The 19,188-nt window shown below is 59.2% G+C and carries 16 protein-coding genes; 13 read left to right on the forward strand and 3 right to left on the reverse strand.

Annotated features, from left to right (window positions below; translation table 11 throughout):
• Nucleotides 1-7: 7 nt before the first annotated feature.
• Nucleotides 8-922, reverse strand: a complete 915-nt coding sequence (gene choX, locus MCRY_RS14610; RefSeq protein WP_085631403.1) for a choline ABC transporter substrate-binding protein — start codon at nucleotides 920-922, stop codon at nucleotides 8-10.
• A 121-nt stretch (nucleotides 923-1,043) separates the two neighbouring features.
• On the opposite strand from choX, the gene betI reads away from it, so the two are divergent.
• From betI to mnmH, 8 genes are all read left to right on the forward strand, one after another.
• A complete protein-coding gene (gene betI / locus MCRY_RS14615) occupies nucleotides 1,044-1,625 on the forward strand; it encodes a choline-binding transcriptional repressor BetI (protein WP_085631173.1) in 582 nt (193 codons plus the stop codon).
• Complete coding sequence (gene betB / locus MCRY_RS14620) at nucleotides 1,622-3,079, forward strand: betaine-aldehyde dehydrogenase (protein ID WP_085631175.1); 1,458 nt, start codon at nucleotides 1,622-1,624, stop codon at nucleotides 3,077-3,079. The genes betI and betB overlap by 4 nt, the downstream gene beginning before the upstream one ends.
• Before the next feature lie 9 nt (nucleotides 3,080-3,088).
• Entirely contained in the window at nucleotides 3,089-4,747 is a 1,659-nt protein-coding gene (betA, locus tag MCRY_RS14625; protein ID WP_085631177.1) for a choline dehydrogenase, read from the forward strand.
• 463 nt (nucleotides 4,748-5,210) lie between these two features.
• Entirely contained in the window at nucleotides 5,211-5,834 is a 624-nt protein-coding gene (locus MCRY_RS14630) for a paraquat-inducible protein A (protein WP_238939461.1), read from the forward strand.
• Nucleotides 5,801-6,433: a paraquat-inducible protein A gene (locus MCRY_RS14635; RefSeq protein WP_085631182.1), complete on the forward strand. Its 633-nt coding sequence runs from the start codon at nucleotides 5,801-5,803 to the stop codon at nucleotides 6,431-6,433. The genes MCRY_RS14630 and MCRY_RS14635 overlap by 34 nt, the downstream gene beginning before the upstream one ends.
• Nucleotides 6,430-8,883 (forward strand): MlaD family protein, encoded by a 2,454-nt coding sequence (locus tag MCRY_RS14640; RefSeq protein WP_138488079.1) that lies wholly within the window; start codon nucleotides 6,430-6,432, stop codon nucleotides 8,881-8,883. Before MCRY_RS14635 ends, MCRY_RS14640 begins: the two co-directional genes overlap by 4 nt.
• Before the next feature lie 15 nt (nucleotides 8,884-8,898).
• Complete coding sequence (locus tag MCRY_RS14645; RefSeq protein ID WP_085631186.1) at nucleotides 8,899-9,471, forward strand: PqiC family protein; 573 nt, start codon at nucleotides 8,899-8,901, stop codon at nucleotides 9,469-9,471.
• 5 nt (nucleotides 9,472-9,476) lie between these two features.
• Nucleotides 9,477-10,532: a tRNA 2-selenouridine(34) synthase MnmH gene (gene mnmH / locus MCRY_RS14650; RefSeq protein ID WP_085631188.1), complete on the forward strand. Its 1,056-nt coding sequence runs from the start codon at nucleotides 9,477-9,479 to the stop codon at nucleotides 10,530-10,532.
• Here mnmH and selD read toward each other — a convergent pair.
• Together selD and MCRY_RS23620 are read right to left on the reverse strand one after the other, a co-directional pair.
• Nucleotides 10,514-12,682 carry a selenide, water dikinase SelD gene (gene selD / locus MCRY_RS14655; RefSeq protein WP_085631190.1) on the reverse strand — a complete coding sequence of 723 codons (2,169 nt, stop codon included), beginning with the start codon at nucleotides 12,680-12,682 and terminating at the stop codon, nucleotides 10,514-10,516. The genes mnmH and selD overlap by 19 nt on opposite strands.
• A gap of 148 nt (nucleotides 12,683-12,830) precedes the next feature.
• Nucleotides 12,831-13,034, reverse strand: coding sequence for a short-chain fatty acyl-CoA regulator family protein (locus tag MCRY_RS23620; protein ID WP_085631192.1), 204 nt, complete (start codon nucleotides 13,032-13,034; stop codon nucleotides 12,831-12,833).
• A gap of 424 nt (nucleotides 13,035-13,458) precedes the next feature.
• Here MCRY_RS23620 and MCRY_RS14665 point away from each other — a divergent pair, with 424 nt between their 5' ends.
• From MCRY_RS14665 to MCRY_RS14685, 5 genes are all read left to right on the forward strand, one after another.
• On the forward strand, nucleotides 13,459-14,310 hold the full coding sequence (locus MCRY_RS14665) for a universal stress protein (RefSeq protein ID WP_085631194.1): 852 nt from the start codon (nucleotides 13,459-13,461) through the stop codon (nucleotides 14,308-14,310).
• A 115-nt stretch (nucleotides 14,311-14,425) separates the two neighbouring features.
• Nucleotides 14,426-15,397 carry a Bug family tripartite tricarboxylate transporter substrate binding protein gene (locus MCRY_RS14670; RefSeq protein WP_085631196.1) on the forward strand — a complete coding sequence of 324 codons (972 nt, stop codon included), beginning with the start codon at nucleotides 14,426-14,428 and terminating at the stop codon, nucleotides 15,395-15,397.
• Between the two features lie 26 nt (nucleotides 15,398-15,423).
• Entirely contained in the window at nucleotides 15,424-15,927 is a 504-nt protein-coding gene (locus MCRY_RS14675) for a tripartite tricarboxylate transporter TctB family protein (RefSeq protein WP_085631198.1), read from the forward strand.
• 24 nt (nucleotides 15,928-15,951) lie between these two features.
• Complete coding sequence (locus MCRY_RS14680; protein WP_085631200.1) at nucleotides 15,952-17,463, forward strand: tripartite tricarboxylate transporter permease; 1,512 nt, start codon at nucleotides 15,952-15,954, stop codon at nucleotides 17,461-17,463.
• Nucleotides 17,464-17,629: 166 nt separating this feature from the next.
• Nucleotides 17,630-19,159 (forward strand): acyl--CoA ligase, encoded by a 1,530-nt coding sequence (locus MCRY_RS14685; RefSeq protein ID WP_085631202.1) that lies wholly within the window; start codon nucleotides 17,630-17,632, stop codon nucleotides 19,157-19,159.
• The last annotated feature ends 29 nt before the right edge of the window (nucleotides 19,160-19,188 follow it).

Genomic DNA, 19,188 nt, shown 5'->3' on the forward strand with positions numbered 1-19,188 from the left:
GTCCGGTTTATTGAAGCGCGGCCTTCACGGCTGCCACGGCATCGCCGCCATCTTTGGTGGTCACGCCATCCAGCCAGCTCATGTACGCGTCGGGGTTCGCCTGCAGCCAAGCGGTCGCCGCATCGCGCGCCTCGGCACCATCATTCAGGATCGCGCCCATGATTTCGTTTTCCATGGCGAGCGTGAATTCGAGGTTCGTCAGCAGCTTACCCACGTTCGGGCAGGCATCGACGTAACCTGCCGAGGTATTGGTATAGACGGTTGCACCGCCAAGATTCGGGCCGAACCAGTCGTCGCCACCTTCAAGATAGGTCATCTCGAAATTCGCGTTCATCGGGTGCGGTTCCCAGCCAAGAAACACAACCGGTTCGCCACGATCATCCGCGCGGGCGACCTGTGCCAGCATCCCCTGTTCCGAGCTTTCGACCACGTCGAAGCCTTCGAGGTCGAACGCGTTGGCACCAATCATGTCCATGATCAGGCGGTTACCGTCATTGCCCGGCTCGATCCCGTAGATCTCACCTTCCAGCGCATCGCGTTGAGCGGCGATGGCGGCAAAGCTGGTGATGCCCAGATCGGCGCCCGCCTTGTTTGTGGCCAGCGTGTATTTTGCACCTTCAAGGTTCGCGCGAACCGTGTCGACGGTGCCCGCGTCCCGGTAGGGGGCGATGTCGGCTTCCATCGTCGGCATCCAGTTGCCAAGGAACACGTCCACATCGCCGCCGGCCAGCGCGGTGTAGGTCACAGGCACAGACAACACTTTGATGTCGGTGTCATAGCCAAGCGCATCAAGCACGACAGTGGTTGCTGCGGTTGTCGCTGTGATGTCGGTCCAGCCCACGTCCGAGAACGTGACTGAGTCACAATCAGCAGCGACCGCGCCTGCAGCACAGATCGCGAGGATTGAGAGTGAAGATTTCATCATTTTGTTGGTCTCCCTGACAGAGGTCGGTTTTTGTTGATTGACGAGTCAATTAAAAACGCCATACGGTCCCGCACGTCAAACACTTAATTTTTCGGAGTCGAACGTGCCGAAGCTCGGGATGGAGCCTATACGCCGCGAGGCGTTGGTAAAAGCAACGATTGCCGAGATCGGGCAAGCGGGGTCTCTGGACGTGACTGTGGCCCAGATTGCGCGGCGCGCGGGCATGTCTTCGGCACTCGCGCATCACTATTTCGGTGGCAAGGATCAGATATTTCTGGCCGCTATGCGCCACACCCTCAGCCTGTATGGCGCCGAGGTGCGCGGTGCCCTCGCGATGGCCCACGGACCAAAGGCGCGCGTCGAGGCGATCATCCGCGCGGGCTTTACCCATTCGAACTTTCGACGCGAAGTTGTTGCTGCGTGGTTGAATTTCTACGTTCTGGCCCAATCCGACGATCAGGCGCGCCGCTTGCTGGCGGTGTACCAGCGCCGATTGCATTCGAACCTTGTCTTCAATCTCAGGCCACTTGTCGGCGTGCGCTCTGCTGAAGTCGCCTTACGCATCGCGGGGCTGATCGACGGTCTTTATCTGCGCGAGGCGCTCAGCAAAGAGGTGCCTTCAGGCGACGAGGCGACGCGACAGGTGCTGACTGCGCTTTCACATGAAATCACCCAAGCGGACAGGGAGCCCCTTGAATGAGCTACGACACACAGCCCAAAGCCAGCCATTTCATTGACGGTGCCTATGTCGAAGACACCAGCGGCACACCGATTCCCGTGATCTATCCGGCGACGGGCAAACAGATCGCCACCGTTTATGCGGCGACTCCGGCTATTGTCGATCAGGCGCTGGCCGCTGCGCATCGCGCGCAAAAGGCGTGGGGCGCAATGACTGGGACCGAACGGGGCCGCATCCTGCGCCGGGCCGCCGACATGATGCGCGAGCGCAACCATGACCTGTCCGTGCTCGAGACCTTTGACACCGGCAAACCCTATCAGGAAACCATCGCTGTCGATGCCACCAGTGGTGCTGATGCATTGGAGTATTTCGGCGGTCTGGCCGGTAGCCTGACTGGTGAACATATCCAGCTTGGCGAAGACTGGGTCTATACCCGCCGCGAGCCGCTGGGCGTGTGCGTTGGCATCGGCGCTTGGAACTACCCGACCCAGATCGCGTGCTGGAAAGGTGCACCCGCGCTGGCCTGCGGCAATGCAATGGTGTTCAAACCGTCCGAGATGACGCCGCTTTGCGCCTTGAAGGTGGCGGAAATTCTGCATGAGGCGGGGTTGCCTGCAGGGATTTACAACGTGATCCAAGGGTTTGGCGAAGTTGGCGCATCCTTGGTCACTGACCCTCGTGTGGCAAAGGTGTCGCTGACGGGGTCTGTACCAACTGGTAAAAAAGTTTACTCCGCCGCTGCCGCGCAAATGAAGCACGTGACCATGGAGCTTGGTGGAAAATCTCCTTTGTTGATCTTTGACGATGCGGACCTGGAAAACGCGGTGGGCGGTGCGATCCTTGGCAATTTCTATTCTTCTGGTCAGGTGTGTTCGAACGGGACACGGGTATTTGTGCAGAAAGGGATTAAAGAAGCGTTTCTGAAACGGCTTTCTGAACGTCTTTCCACTGCCGTGATCGGTGACCCGATGGACGAAGCGACCAATTTCGGTCCGATGGTTTCCGAAAAGCAGATGAAAATCGTCCTGGATTATATCGAAAAAGGCGAAAATGAAGGGGCGCGTCGGGTAACCGGTGGCAAACGCCTTGAGCGAGATGGGTTTTACCTCCAACCCACTGTTTTTGCGGATGTTACCGATGACATGACCATCGCTCGCGAAGAAATTTTCGGCCCGGTTATGGCGGTGCTTGATTTCACGACCGAAGATGAAGCGATAACCCGCGCCAATGCCACGGAATTCGGCCTCTCGGCGGGTGTATTCACCCGTGACCTGTCGCGCGCGCATCGCGTCATTGCCGCGCTCGAAGCAGGGTCTTGTTTCATCAACTCGTACAACGACGCGCCTGTTGAAGCACCTTTTGGTGGCACCAAGATGTCGGGTGTCGGACGCGAGAACTCAAAGGCTGCGATCAATCATTACAGCGAACTAAAATCCGTCTACGTCCGCATGGGCGACGTTGAGGCTCCTTTCTAAGGCACTGATATGAATGCTGATTACGTCATAGTCGGCGCAGGCTCTGCGGGCTGCGCGATGGCCTACCGTTTGTCCGAAGCCGGTCGATCGGTGATCGTTATCGAACATGGTGGGTCGGATGCCGGGCCGTTCATTCAGATGCCTGGCGCGCTGAGCTTTCCGATGAACATGAAACGCTATGATTGGGGATTTCAGACCGAACCCGAACCACATTTGGGTGGGCGGCGGCTTGTCTGTCCAAGGGGCAAGGTGATTGGTGGATCGTCGTCAATCAACGGCATGATCTATGTGCGCGGCCATGCGCGTGACTACGACCATTGGCGCGATCAGGGCGCAACAGGTTGGGGATATGCGGATGTTCTGCCGTATTTCCAGAGGCTTGAGAACTGGCATTCAGGCGGTCATGGGGGGGATCCTGACTGGCGCGGAACAGATGGTCCGCTGCATGTGACCCGTGGCGCGCGCGACAATCCTTTGACCCGTGCCTTTGTCGAAGCCGGAGCGCAAGCCGGGTACGAGGTGACCGGCGATTACAACGGGCACCGCCAGGAAGGCGTTGGTCCGTTTGATATGACGGTTTGGCAAGGCGCACGCTGGTCTGCGGCCAAGGCCTATTTGCGACCTGCGTTGAAGCGTGAGAATTGCAGTATTGTCAGAGGCTTCGCGCGTAAGGTTGTGATCGAGGACGGACGTGCTGTAGGCGTTGAGATCGAACAAGGTGGGCAGATCAAAGTGGTCCGCGCCGATGTTGAGGTGATCCTTGCAGCTTCAGCCATTAACTCACCGAAATTGCTTATGCTTTCGGGGATCGGTCCGGCCAAGCACCTTAGTGAAAACGGGATCGAAGCGATCGCGGATCGGCCGGGTGTGGGGCAGAACTTGCAGGACCATCTGGAGGTCTATGTACAAGCGGCGTCAAGTCAGCCAGTGAGCCTTTTCAAGTACTGGAACCTCTTGGGCAAAGCCTATGTAGGCGCGCGCTGGATGCTTACGAAAACCGGGCCGGGAGCGTCTAACCAGTTTGAAAGTGCTGGATTTATTCGCTCTAAGCCAGGTGTTGATTATCCTGATCTGCAAATCCATTTCCTGCCGATCGCAGTGCGGTATGACGGGCAAGCGGCTGCCGAGGGGCACGGATTTCAGGCCCATATCGGGCCGATGCGATCGCCTTCACGGGGAGAGGTCACCTTGCGGTCAGGCAACCCCAAAGATGATCCCCGAATTTTCTTTAACTATATGAGTCATAAGGAAGATTGGGAGGATTTCCGACAAGGAATCCGGCTGGTACGGGATATTTTCGGACAGGATGCGTTCAAGCCCTATTTCAAGCATGAAATCCAGCCCGGAGATGCCGCGCAAAGTGATGAAAGTATTGATGATTTCATCCGGGAGCATGCGGAAAGTGCTTATCATCCGTGTGGTACATGCAAGATGGGGTCACGTACTGATCCGATGGCGGTTGTCGATCATGAGACACGCGTAATTGGTGTGGAAAATCTGAGGGTTGCGGATAGTTCGATCTTTCCACGCATCACCAATGGTAACCTCAATGCGCCGTCAATCCTTATGGGAGAAAAGGCGTCGGATCACATTTTGGGGAAATCGCCCTTGCCATCGGACAATCGTGAGCCGTGGATTCACCCGAACTGGAAAACGGCGCAGCGCTGAACCGTACAGGAGACTGGTGCGAACCGTACGCTGGACGGTCAAGGGAGCAAGCGCGACGTTGTTCGTTAAAATAGATCGAAAAAATGGTTTGATTCTGTTTTGTGTATCTGTGGTGGCAAGCGTTTTTTAACGTCTTTCCTCCAATTTCGCGACATCGAAATTTACCGGTGACGCGAAAGGGGATTGTGGCGATGGATCATTTTTTCAGACACGGTTTGGGTCGTTTGAATTACCATCTTTCAACAAAATTTTTTGGCGCTGCCGTGTATTTTGGAGCCGAGCGCAGATCAGTAGAGAGTTTCTGTCTGGCTTGGGGGCGATGTCGAAATTGGTGAGCAACGCACGCGGTGTTTCATGATTGCTGTGCTCAAACCTTGATCAAGGCTTGGGAACCAAAGGACAAGCAGAGCGTTCGTCGTGTAACCTCCTGTAACCTACCTGATGGATGGCGTATCACACCGGTATGACCGACTCGCTCTCAGACATGATCGCCTGCCCGAAATGCGACGCGTTGCATCGCGTGCCGCAGGTTGAAATGGGTGAGCAAGCGCGGTGTGTGCGGTGCGGGACGGTCTTGATGGCCCCGCGCGAAGGAGCGATGACGCGGATCGTCATGTTGTCCATGACGGCGCTTATCCTGATGGTCGCTGCAGTGTTTTTTCCGTTTCTTGAGCTTAGTGTTCAGGGGCTGGGGCGCAAAAGTTCCGTTTTTGATGCCGTTCTTGCGTTCTCGGACGGGTTGATGTTGCCGCTTTCCTTTGCTGTGGCAGCTTTGATTGTCGTGTTACCCATCACACGATTTCTGGCGTTGATTTACGTGTTTGCACCGATGGCGTTGGGATGGGCACCCGCACAACACGCGCGATCCGTGTTCAAACTTGCGGAACATATCCGCCCTTGGGCGATGGCGGAGGTGTTCATCATTGGCGTGGCGGTTGCGCTGGTCAAGGTTGCGGGGTTGGCGCAGGTGACGCTTGGCCCGGCGTTCTGGGCATTCGTGGGGCTGGTGATCATCACGGTTCTTAAAGACAATTTCATGTGTCGGGTAACAGTATGGCAAACGCTGAACGCACGCAGCCCGTCCTGACGGCGCGTGGTGCCGGGTTGGTGGGCTGTGCGGAATGCGGCCATGTTTACCCGTTGAATACGAAGGCCTGCACGGTTTGCGGGTCACGGCTTGTCAGCCGCGATGCGGCAAGCCTGCAACGGGTTTGGGCTTGGCTGTTTGCGGGGATGGTCGTCTACATCCCGGCCAATGTGTATCCGATGCTGCGCACCACCACATTCGGCAAGACGTCCGAAAGCACCATCGTCGGTGGTGTGTTCGAATTGATGGAGCATGGATCCTACGGCATTGCCTTTATCGTCTTTTTTGCCTCTGTCATCATCCCGGTCAGCAAATTCATCGCGATTGCGTATCTTGCTTGGCGGGTTCAACGTGGAAAACCGGGCACGTCGAGCCATTTCCATCTGTATGAGGTGGTCGAATTCATCGGCCGCTGGTCGATGATCGACGTGTTCGTCGTGGCCATCCTTTCAGCGCTGGTGCAGCTGAATTTTGTGGCGTCGATCCACCCCGGGATCGCTGCAGTTAGTTTCGCGCTTTCGGTTGCATTCACCATGGTTTCGGCCAATAGCTTCGATCCCAGACTGATCTGGGACGCACCTGAAGGACAGAAGGTTTGAGCGATCCAACCCCCGCAGACATGAATGTTTCCCAACCGCGCAAGTCGATCCTGAGAAACCTGTCGTTTGTCTGGCTCGTGCCGATCCTCGCGCTCGCGGTGTCGCTTGGGATTGCTTGGCAGAATTTCTCGGACCGTGGCACGCTGATCGAGATTTCGTTCGGCAATGCATCAGGCGTCGTCGCCGGCGAAACAACGCTGCGCTATCGCGATGTGGTGGTGGGCACGGCGGAGGATGTTCGGTTTACAGACGATCTGGGCCGCGTTCTTGTCGACGTGCGGGTGGACAACGATGTTGCACCGTTCATCGATGATGAGGCGGTGTTCTGGGTGGTGCGCCCCGAAGTGTCGGCACGCGGGATCAGCGGCCTGTCGACGGTGCTGTCTGGGGTCTATATCGAGGGCGCGTGGGACAATGCACCGGGCGCCGTGACGCAGCAGTTCGAGGGTGCCGACACGCCTCCGTTGAACCAGCCGGGGCGGCCGGGGCGGCGGATCACGTTGGCCACGGATGACGGAACAACGATCTCTTACGGCTCGCCGGTGCTGTTCCGCGGAGTTGAAGTGGGGCGGTTGGAAACACCGCGCCTTTCGGCTGATGGCCGGACCGTTCTCGTGGACGCGTTTATCGACGCTCCACATGACCAACGGCTGAGCCAAGCGACGCGGTTCTGGGACACATCGGGGTTCGAGCTTTCGTTTGGGGCGTCGGGATTTTCAGTGGATTTTGACAGCCTTGCGTCGCTGGTCACCGGTGGGGTGGTTTTCGACAACCTCTATGATGACGGCGAACCTCTGACGCCGGGCTATGTTTTTACGCTTTATGAAGACGAGGACGAAGCGCGGCGCAATCGGCTGGTGCGGGGGCCTGCACGGGGCGTGGCGTTTTCCATTCTGTTCGACGAGTCGGTCAACGGGCTCGAGGCGGGGGACGATGTGACCTATCAGGGCCTTGATGTTGGGGTTGTGACAGGGTTGCGGTCTCAGGTGCTTGAGGGCGCGTTTGGGCCTGAGCTGTCGCTGATCGTCGATGTGGCGATCGATCCGCAGCGCATGGGGCTTCCGCCCGAGGCGGCTGGCCCGGAAACCATCGATTTCTTCCGCTTTGCTGTGGATACGGGCATGCGCGCGCGGTTGGCGACAGAAAGCCTTTTGAGCAGCGATCTGCGGGTTGAGTTGGTGGTGCTGGACAGCGCTCCAACTGCGCGATTGCGCGAGATCGACGGCGAAGCGCCGCGTTTGCCCAGTGTCGAATCAAACCTTTCGGATTTCACAGCCACCGCAGAGGGAGTGCTGGAGCGGATCAATGCGCTGCCGATTGAAGAAGTGATGCAGCAGGCGATCAGTCTGATGGAGGCGTTCGAGCAATTGGCGCGCAATGAGGATTTGCAACGTGTGCCGGGATCTGCGGTGGCGCTGCTGGATGACACCCGTGCCTTGGTTGGCAACGAGGCGATTCAGGCGATCCCGTCGCAGATCGAAGCGGCGGTCAATGACCTGACGGCGCTGGTGGCCGAGATACGCGAAGGCGGCGCGGTTGCGTCGCTTAACAGCGCCTTGGCCAACCTTGATGATGCGATGGTCGGGATCAACACGGCGTCGCAATCAGCCCCGGCTTTGGCCGAGAACCTTGCCAAGCTGACCGAGGAAGACATCCCGGCGGTGCTGGCTGAGTTGCAGGGCGTTGCGCAGACCGCACAAGAGCTGAAGCTGGACGAATTGGTGGCCAGCGCCACGGCGACGTTGAACCGGGTCGACGCATTGATCGCGCAAGAGGCAGTGCAAGGCATTCCTGCAGCGGTGACAGCGGCGATCGAAGACGTGCGGACCATCGTGGCGGATGTGCAGGCCGAGGGCGCGGTGCAGGCGCTTGGGTCGTCGATGCGCAATCTGGACAGGGCGATGGCGGATATCAGCGTGGCGTCGCAGGATGCACCTGCGTTGACGGCGAACCTGCGGCAGATCACCGAGAGCGACATTCCCGAATTGCTGACCGAACTTGAGGCTGTGGCGACCACGGCGAAAGAGTTGGAATTGCAGGCGCTTGTTGACAGCGCGACGAGCACGCTTAACCGGGTGGACGCGCTGGTGGGGTCGCAGGACACGCTGGAATTGCCCGGCACGATCAACGATGCGCTGACCGAGATGCGGCTGGCGCTGGCGGAGCTGCGTGACGGTGGTGTGGTCGAAAACCTGAACGCGACGCTGCAATCGGCGTCGGATGCCGCCGGATCAGTGGCGGAATCGGTGGAAGACCTGCCGCAGTTGACAGCGCGGCTGGAGCGGCTGGTGGCCGAGACCGAGGCGGTGGTTTCGTCCTACGGCGCGCGGTCGGATTTCAATACGCAGACGCTTTCGGCGCTGCGCGAGGTGCAGAATGCAGCGAAGTCAATTTCGGAACTGGCGCGCGCGATTGAGCGCAGTCCCAATTCGCTGATCTTCGGGCGCTGAGGAAGGACGAGTAGGATGATCCATATGAACATGCGCGCTTTGGCCGTTGTTATGGCGCTGCCCTTGGCGGCCTGCGGGTCGGCGGACAGCGCACGCTATCTGATCGACGCGCCTGCGCCGACGGGTGCGGAAACGCGCGTATCGGTGCGCAGCGTCGAATTGCGCGACGTGTCGCTGCCCAGCCACGCGTCGGGTGCGGAGATTCTTGTGCGCGAAGAGGGTGGCGCGTTGCGGCCCTTGGGTGATGCGGTTTGGGCGGATGACCCCGAACGCGCAGTCACGGGAACGCTGGCGCAACTGCTGGATGATCGCAGCACCGCGACCGTTTCGGCAGAGCCGTGGCCGTTGCTGGATGGTCCATCAGCGCGATTGGATGTGCGGATCGACAAGATGCTGGCCAGCGTTTCAGGTGTGTTCGAGATCACCGGGCAAGCCGCCGTCAGCGCTGTGGACGGTCGCCCGCGCGAACGGGTCGAACGCTTTGCCATCTCGGTGCCGATTGCCGAGATTTCGGCAGCCGCTGTGACCGAAGCGCAGGGTCGGGCGTTGGTGGCGTTGTCGGACGAGTTGATCGGGCTGTTGCGCTAGAGTTCATGCCGCTGATCTCGTCCAGCCTGACTGAATTGCTCGACCACGGCTTCGATACCGTGATCGATGTGCGCAGCCCTGCCGAATTTGCCGAGGATCATGTGCCCGGTGCCATCAACCTGCCCGTTCTCGACAACGAGGAACGGGCGCGGGTGGGCACGATCTATAAGCAGGTCAGCCCGTTTGATGCGCGCAAGATCGGGGCGGCTTTGGTGTTTCGCAATGCCGCTAACCATATCGAAACGTCTTTGTTTCACCATGACGGAGCGTGGCGACCCCTTGTCTATTGCTGGCGCGGCGGGCAACGGTCGGGGTCGTTTGCGTGGCTGCTTCGGGAAATCGGCTGGCGGTCTGATGTGGTTCAGGGCGGGTACAAGACGTATCGACGGTTGGTTGTGGACATGCTGCATAACCGGGCGTTGCCTTATCGGTTCGTGCAGTTGGGCGGCTACACGGGCACGGCCAAGACAGAGCTTTTGCCGCTTTTGGCGGCACAAGGCGTGCAGGTGATCGACCTTGAACAGCTGGCGAACCATCGTGGGTCGCTTTTGGGGACGATGGGGGATCAGCCCTCACAAAAGGCGTTTGAGAGCGCCTTGGCAGGGGAATTATGCCGCCTTGATCCGGCGCGACCCGTGCTGGTGGAGGCTGAGAGCAGCAAGATCGGGCAGATCCTTCTGCCGGCGTCCTTATGGGACGCTATGAAGGTAGCGCCCTGGATCGAAGTGACTGCGCCCTTGGAGGCGCGGACTGAGTATTTGTTGCGGGCCTATGACGATATCCTGTCGGACAAGGCTACCCTGCATGCACAGTTGGCGCCGCTCAAGGCGCATCGGGGCGAGGCTTTGGTTGCGCGGTGGGTCGGGTTGAGCGTGGCGGGCGATAAGCGGGCGCTGACGCGGTCGCTTATGGAAGACCATTATGATCTGGCCTACGCCAAGTCTATGAAGGCGATGGCCCCCAACGTGATCGCGCAGGTTGCGGCAGAGGGTCTGACGCCCGCGCATCTGGAGCAAGTGACGGCACAGATTGCTGCGGCGCTTCAGGCGATGGAGACCTGAGCTGTAGGGCCTTTGTGCAAGTGGCCAATGATGGCGCTGTCGGGGTGTCCGTTTTGGTGAAGTTTTTCGATCAAGGTTTTTGCCTGATCCGCTGGGACTGCGGCGAGCAGTCCGCCGCCTGTTTGCGGATCGAACAGAAGGCGGGTGTGCCGGGTGTCGGGAATGTTTGAAAATCCAGCGCGATTGTTTGCATAAAGCGAAGAATGTTCGCCCCGTTCGGAGAGGTCCAGCGCGCCGGACAGAAGCGGGATCGTGTCTGGTGTCAGGGTGGCGGCTAAGCCAGAAGCAATGCAGATGTTCTGCGTGTGCCCGGCAAGCCCGAACCCGGTAAGATCGGTCATCGCCTGTGCCACATCACGCAGAATTTGGGCTGCGGTTTTCTGGCCCTGTTGCATGGCATCCAACGCGCCCGCGACGTCGGCACCGCGCGCCTTGCCCGACATCAACGCCGCCATGATTACGCCGGTGCCGATGGGTTTGGTCAGGATCAGGGCCGCCCCGTCCTGTGCGCCGCCCAAGGTGATGGCTTCGCGGTCGAGCAGGCCCGTGACAGCGAGGCCGATGCTGAGGTCATCGCCAAACGTGCTGTGACCGCCGACAATGTCTGCGCCTGCGTCCTGCAGGATGGTTTGCGCCGAGGTCAGAACCTCGGTCAGGGTGCGTTCAGCCAGCGTTTCCGACAGGCGCGGCAGGGTGATAGACAGGGTTGCCGCCTGTGGATTGGCACCCATCGCCCAGATATCGCCCAAGGCGTGATGGGCGGCGATACGAGCCATGACCGCGGGATCGGGCCAGAAGCTGCGCAGATGGTCGGTGGTGAAGACCTGCCGCGCACCGCCCGTATTCAGGAGCGCTGCATCGTCGCCGGGCAGGGGCGTGATGTCGGCGCGCTGTGTCGGTTTCAGCGTGGCAAGGGATTTTGACAGCGCATCACGGCCCAGTTTTGCACCGCAGCCGCCACAGAGTGGTTTGGGGCCCATAGCCTGCTGCACGCCTTTGGCGCGAGGATAGGGCAAGGGAGGTGTGGGCATCTTGGGCAGTTGGTCGAACTGGTTCATGAATTTGCGGTCGATGCGGTCTTTCCAATCCCAGACCCAGGGCCCGGTGAAAGTGACGCCGAAGCGATCACCAAGTGCCGACTTTTTCCCGAGCGAGATAAGCTTCAGGTAATCTTTCTGTGGCACATAGGTTTTGAGCGGACCACCTGAGAGTGAGGAGGCGAGATTATGGAATAGAACAGGGGCTTGCCGCACGGCATAGACGCCCGCCTTGGGCCGGGGGGCATGGGCCATGTGTGCACAGTCGCCCACGGCAAAAATACGCGGATCGCTGGTTTGCAGGCGGTCGTTGACCGTTAGAAAGCCGTCATGCGTGGTCAGGCCGGTCTGGGCCATCCACGGATAGGGGCGTGCACCTGCGGCACCGGTGATGAACTGGGCGGTGATGCTGCTTCCGTCGTCAAGGGAGATCGTGTGTTTGCCAAGATGCGTGATCTGGACGTTTTCGTGCAGGACGATGTTGAGAGCTTTGATCGCTGCGCGCAGTTGAGTTGCGCTTTTTGCTGGCAAGGCCGACAGTGCGGTTGCGTTGTCGATCAGGTGGATCGTGGCAGGGCGTTTGCGCAGTTTCAAAGCGTGGGCCATTGCCATGGCCAGTTCCGCACCTGCCACGCCGCCACCGATGATTGCAACTGTGGCCGGGCCGGTGCCTTTGCGGAAACTGTCCCATTTGGCGGCGAACGGGCCAAGTGGTTTTGCGGGCACGGCGTGATCGGTGAAACCGGGTAGGGTGGGCATGTCAGAGGTAATGCCGACATCGACCGCTACAACGTCGAATCCAACGGGCGGGTGCGTGTCGATCTGGATCGTGCCGCTGTCGGGGTCGATGCCAGTGACCGAGCCAAGGATGAGCCGCGCATTCGCGGCCTGCGCAAGGCGGACGAGGTCGATGTCAAGCTGATCGCGGGTGTAGTGTCCGGCAACGAAGCCCGGTAGCATACCGGAATAGGGCGCGGTCGGCCCCGGGTTGATCAGCGTGAGGCGCGCTCCGGGAAGCGGTTTCATCGCCCATTTTCGCAGCACCAGCGCATGGGTGTGTCCGCCGCCGATGAGAACGAGGTCCTGAGTGAGCGGCAGGGGCGGCTGGTGCATGGGGGTGGTCCTTTGATGATCAGGCACGGCTTACCACGGTGGTGTCGCCGCGCCTATGCGACGGGTGATCAACTTTCGTAACGTGTTTGTCCGCGCAGGTTTTTTACCGCCTACAGTTGCAAGATGGGTGCGTTTCAGAGTGGTGGTGCTAGGGGCAGAAACGGTAGCTTGTCCCGATCGGGGTAAAGAGTGTTTTGTCCATCATGTCGACGTATTGCGCGTGGTCGATTTGGCGCGCCAATTCGATGACGCAGTTGATTGCAACGACACGACGGCATTTCTGTCGGCGCGCGCCGACCGGGGGCCTGTCCAAGAAGTGCGACACGGTGCAAGAGCCGTGGACATCGGACATTTCGATGAATGGCGCGAGCCTTTGGGCGGGTCCGTAAGTCGCGCTTTTGGTTCGTGGTACACGTCAAGTTGCCCAATGTGCGGGCATGGACGTTGATACGGACCTGAGATTTTGAGCTTTGTTTTGCGCGATTCGGCCTGTGGATCAGTGTCGGCCTGCCTGTTCCGGGCTCGGGTCGCGAGGCTCAGACCCTCGAAATGCGCAGTATACCTTGGGATACAGAAAAATATTTAATTAACAAAGGCTTAAAAACTTGGGAAAAACCGCTGAGTAAGTAAATTTCAAAACCTTAACGCTTGACGAAACAATCCTGCGCCTAGATGAACACCCAAGAATTGCGAGGAGCGCTGGCTCGGATGGCGGCCTTCGCTCGGGAGGGACGCGACATTGCGACCACGCTAAAGGGCAGGAGAGATCGTCGCCAATGTTGAAATCCATTTTGGTCCCAGTGCGTGGCGACGGCATGGTCGCAACCGTGCTTGCCCATGCAGCCGAACTTGCCAAGCAACACCAAGCGCAGGTCAATGTCGTGCACTGTCGGGCTCAGGCCAATGATCTGCTGCCGCAGGGCATCGTCATGAATGACTTTGCCCGCAAGGTGATGATGGAACAGGCGGTTGAGCTTGCGAACCGTCAGGAAGATCACTTGCGCAAGATCTTGCACCGTCTGGCGGGCGACTTCGGACTCGAGGAAAATGCGAGCACACCCGATGTTGCGGTTTGTACCTTTGCAGAAGAGCCGGGCCGTATGGCCGATGTCGTCAAGCATGCGGGCAGACTTTCTGATCTCATCGTGCTTCCAAAGCCTCAGCGGGAACGCAACCTTGGTCAAAGCTCTTTGAAAGCGGCGCTGTATGGCGCTGGGCGGCCAGTGTTGATCTGTCCGGGACAATTGCAGCCCGATGCAACATTCGCCCAGCACGTGGCGATCGGCTGGAATGGATCATTGCCTGCCGCGCGCGCCGTCGCATCGTCTTTGGACATCGTCCATGCAGCCAAGCGCGTCAGCATTCTGACGGGTGGGAAGGTGCAATCTCATGGGCCCAGTGTTGATGAGTTGGTGGACTATTACGCGCTGCGGGGCATCACGGCCGAAGTGGTGCGCTTCGCCGGGAAAGACGCAGCCACCGAACTCCTGAAGACAAGCAAGAGCGTGGGGGCCAGCCTGCTTGTTATCGGAGCCTATAGCCACAGCCACGAGACCGAGATGCTGTTTGGAGGCAACACCGAGCGTATCGTGGACAAAACAGAGATGCCCATCCTGATGGCGCATTGAACCACTTCTTTGGCCGAACCAAGGCCGACGACGGGGCACGCCCCAAATCTGAAGCCCGCACATGACGCGGAAACGACTGGTCCGGGAAACCGGGCATTTTAGGGAGGAATACACTATGAAACTGACCAAAAGACTTTTCCTGGGACTGGCCGCAGGCACCGCCCTGGCAACTTTGCCGATTGCAGCTTTGGCCCAAGACTGGCAGCCGAAGCGTCCGATCGATTTCACCATCATGGCCGGTCCGGGTGGCGGCGCAGACCAGATCGCGCGGTTCGTGCAATCCGTGGTCGAGGCGAATGACATGACCAACCGCCCTTTGATCCCCACAAACCGGGGTGGCGGGTCTGGTGCGGAATCCCTTTTGCATCTCAAGGATGCTCGTGACCCGGATCATACGCTGATGGTCACACTCAATTCGTTCTACACAACGCCGATCCGCCAAGAGGGTCTGGGCGTCGATATCGAGACCTTCACCCCGATCACCATGATGGGCGTCGATCCTTTTGTGCTTTGGGTCCACAAGGATTCCGGCATCACGACCTTTGAAGACTACATCGCGAAGGTCAAAGAAATGGACGGTGAGTACGTCATGGGTGGCACCGGGACTGGTCAGGAAGATTCGATCGTGATCGCCTACATGGCCGGGGCCTATGATCTGAAGATCAAGTATATCCCGTATGACGGTGGCGGCGCCGTGGCCAAGGACCTTGCTGGTCAACAGATCATGGCGACAGTCAACAACCCCGCCGAAGCCAAGGGCTTTTACGAAGCGGGCGACTTCGTGCCGCTTCTGGCCTTCTCGGACGAGCGTATGGATGCCTATCCGGACGTGCCGACCATGAAGGAAAAAGGTCACGATTTCTCGTACTACAACCAGCGTGCCATCGTCGGTGCGCCCGGCATGTCGGACGAAGCCGCAGCCTACTACCGCGAGGTGTTCGGCAAGGTCTATGAGGGAGAGGATTGGCAGAACTACCTGGCCTCGGAAAGCCTGTCCCCTCTGCCGATGGATGAAGCGCAAACGCGTGCATATTGGGCAACGCAGGTTGCAACGCACCGCAAGCTTCTGTCCGAAATCGGCGGCTAAGCCATAAATCAGGAAAGGGGGCAGAGATGCGCCAAGGTGAAATATCACTTGCAGGGCTCCTTGCCCTCTTTTCCCTGTATCTGATGTGGAAGAGCACCGAGCTTCCCATCGGGTACATTCGCGGCCAGGGACCGGGTGGTGGCTTTTGGCCATTCTGGCTGTCGGTCGGCATGCTGCTGAGCTGTGTTGCCATCGCCTGGAATTGGTGGCGCGGCAAGACACCGGCATCGGTGTCGGATGAACCGCTTATGGATTCATTTGGCTGGCGCACGGTGCTGCATGTTGGCGGTGGGGTTACTGCGTTCGTCGCATTGATTTCGGTGGTTTCGATGTATGGCGCAGTTGCGCTGTTCTTCGTCTATTACCTGCGGTTTCTGGGCAGACATTCCTGGGCGCTGACACTGGCCATTGCGATTATCCTGCCCATCGGCCTGTTCTTCTTTTTCGAAGGGGCAATGCAGATTTCGATGCCGCAAGGCCTGCCATTCACGCAGCCCTTCTTCGATGTGATGTACGACATCATTTACTGACGCAGCCAGGATCCAAGGACCATCATGGAAGCTTTATCTTTTCTGGCCGATGGCGTGCTTGTTGCGCTTGAGCCGCTCAATCTCGTTCTCATTCTGATTGGTGTCACGGTTGGCCTGTTCATTGGGGCTATGCCGGGCTTGGGGTCTGTGAACGGTGTGGCGATCCTTTTGCCGATCACGTTTCTGGTGCCTCCGGGCTCTGCCATCATCTTTCTGGCCGCCATTTACTATGGAGCCATGTATGGAGGGGCGATTTCATCGGTCACCATGGGGATACCCGGCGCCTCGACCGCTGTGGCCACGACGTTTGATGGGCGACCATTGGCGCTTCAGGGGCGGGCCAGTCTGGCCTTGGTGACAGCGGCGCTGGCGTCGTTTGTGGGCGGCACCGTTGCCAATATTCTGTTTACGCTCTTTGCGCCGCTGCTCGCGACAATGGCGCTTTCGTTTGGGCCGCCCGAGATTTTTGCGCTGATGCTGCTGGCCTTCGCGACCTTTGTGGGACTTGGCGGGGATGATATCCCGAAGACGATCTTTTCGATCTGCCTTGGTCTGGTGCTTGCGACTGTTGGTTTTGACACGATCTCTGGCGAACCGCGCCTCGTGCTTTTCGACATTGACGGTTTCTTGCGTGGGATCGGCTTTATCGTTCTTGCCATCGGGGTTTACGGCATCGGTGAGATGCTTTGGACCATCGAGCAAACGCGCGGCGAAGTGACGACGACAAACCCCAAGATGACCTTCAAAGGCATGGTGGCTGATACCAAGGAAGCGGTACGCAGAGGCTGGAAAGGGACCTGGATCGGTTCGATCCTGGGGTTTTTCGTCGGTGTTTTGCCAGCCGCAGGTGCCACGCCGGGGTCACTGATGTCCTACGGTGTTGCCAAAATGGTTTCAAAGAACCCCGAGGAATACGGGAAAGGGACACCCGATGGGGTCGCGGCCCCGGAGGCGGCCAACAATTCTGCGTCCACCGGGTCTATGTTGCCGATGCTGACACTTGGTATACCGGGGTCACCGACCACAGCGATCCTGTTGGGGGGCATGGTCATCTGGGGGCTGACACCGGGTCCACGCCTTTTTGTCGATCAAAGCGAGTTTGTCTGGGGTCTTATCGGATCTTTCTACATCTCGAACATCGCGGCGCTTTTCATCAATCTCGCGTTCATCCCGCTGTTTGTCTGGATGCTGCGGATGCCGTTCACCATCCTTGCGCCGCTGATCTTCGTGCTGTCCATCGTCGGTGGCTTTGCCGCGTCGCGCAGCATGCACGACCTCTGGCTGATCGTTATTTTCGGGCTTTCGGCGTTTTTCTTGCGCAAGTTCGACTACCCGCTGGCACCGGCTGTCCTGGCGATCGTGCTTGGTCCGATTGCCGAACCGACCATGCGCCAATCCCTGCTGTTGTCCTCGGGTGATCCGATGATCTTTTTCACCCGGCCGATCGCAGGGCCCATCACCGTGGTCGCCATCATCTTGATCCTGTTGCCTGCAATCAAGCTGCTGCGCCGCAAACGCTCGGAAAAAACGGCCTGACCGATGGGCTAGCCGTCGACAGCGAACCGGTGTCGCAGATGTAAATTGCCATAGAAGTGCTTTTCTTTGCGCTCTGCCCCGTTAAATAGGGGGCAAGTGTGGATCACTGGGCGCAGCCCGGACGGAATAATGAAACAAGACCGACTGACTAAAAGGGGACAGGACTATGGCTACCAACGTCAAAGCACTGCTGGAGGGACATGACGCCGGATCGAAGGCATTGGGCGCACCGGGGCGGGACTGGCTCAGCTATGGTGGGCTGCGGGATTTGTCGGCAGAAGTGAGCGCAAGCTTGCGCGGCTTCGGGATCGGACCAAGCGATCGTGTTGCGATCGTGCTGCCGAACGGACCGGAAATGGCTTCGGCGTTTGTCACCATTGCACAGGCGGCGACCACGGCTCCGCTGAACCCGGCCTATCGCGAGGACGAGTACAAGTTCTACATCGAAGACCTTGCGGCCAAGGCGATTGTCCTGGCCGACGGCTATGACGGCCCGGCCTTGGGTGCGGCCCAGTCCTTGGGTCTGATGGTGCTGCGTACGGTTGTGGCAGAAGGCTCGCCTGCTGGGTCGTTCACCTTGGCGGCCGATGGAGCCACCGGGGATGCGTTGCCAGCCAGCAATCCTACGGATGATGATGTGGCGCTCATCCTGCACACCTCGGGCACCACGTCGCGGCCGAAGATCGTGCCGCTGCTGCAATCGAATGTGGCGGCATCGGCGCACAACATCGCGGCGTCGCTCAAGCTGTCGTCGGATGACCGCTGCCTGAACGTGATGCCGTTGTTCCACATCCATGGCCTTTTGGCGGCGGTGTCGGCCTCGCTGTCGGTTGGTGCGTCGATCTGGTGCGCGCCGGGCTTTGACGCGCTGCGCTTCTTTGGCTGGATGCGGGATGCGACGCCGACATGGTACACCGCCGTGCCGACCATGCATCAGGCGATCCTGAGCCGTGTTGGGCGCAATGCGGATGTGATCGAAGAGGTGCCGCTGCGGTTCCTGCGCTCGTCCTCGGCCAGCCTGCCCGGGCAGGTGATGGAGGCGCTGCGCGAGACGTTCAATGCGCCGGTGATCGAAGCTTACGGCATGACAGAAGCGGCGCACCAGATGTGCTGCAACCCGTTTGACCGGCAGAAACCCGGTGCGGTGGGTGTGGCCGCTGGCCCCGAAGTGCGCGTGGCGCATGAGACCGAGAACCGCCTTGTCGACGGCACCGGTGAGGTGGTGATTTCCGGCCCGAACGTGACACCGGGTTACGAGAGCAACCCGGACGCCAATGCCAAGAATTTCTTTGAGGCAGACGGCAAGCGCTGGTTCCGCACCGGCGACCAAGGGGCGTTCGATGCGGACGGGTTCCTGCATCTGACAGGACGATTGAAGGAAATCATCAATCGCGGCGGCGAGAAAGTTTCGCCGCTCGAGGTGGATGGCGTGCTTCTGGATCACCCGGCGATTGCGCAGGTAGTGACCTTTGCTTTGCCGCATCCCAAGTTGGGAGAAGAGGTGGCCGCAGCCGTTGTTCTGAAAGACGGGGTTGAGGCGACCGAGCGGGAGATCCGCGACTTCGCAGCTAGCCGCATGGCCGATTTCAAAGTGCCGCGTAAGGTGATCATTCTTGACGAGATCCCGAAAGGGGCCACCGGCAAGATGCAGCGGATCGGTCTGGCGGAGAAGCTTGGGCTGGTTGAGACGGCGTGAGCTGAAGCTGTGAGAATGCGCCGGGTGGC

The sequence above is a fragment of the Marivita cryptomonadis genome (genome assembly GCF_002115725.1).
Classification (GTDB): Bacteria; Pseudomonadota; Alphaproteobacteria; order Rhodobacterales; family Rhodobacteraceae; genus Marivita; species Marivita cryptomonadis.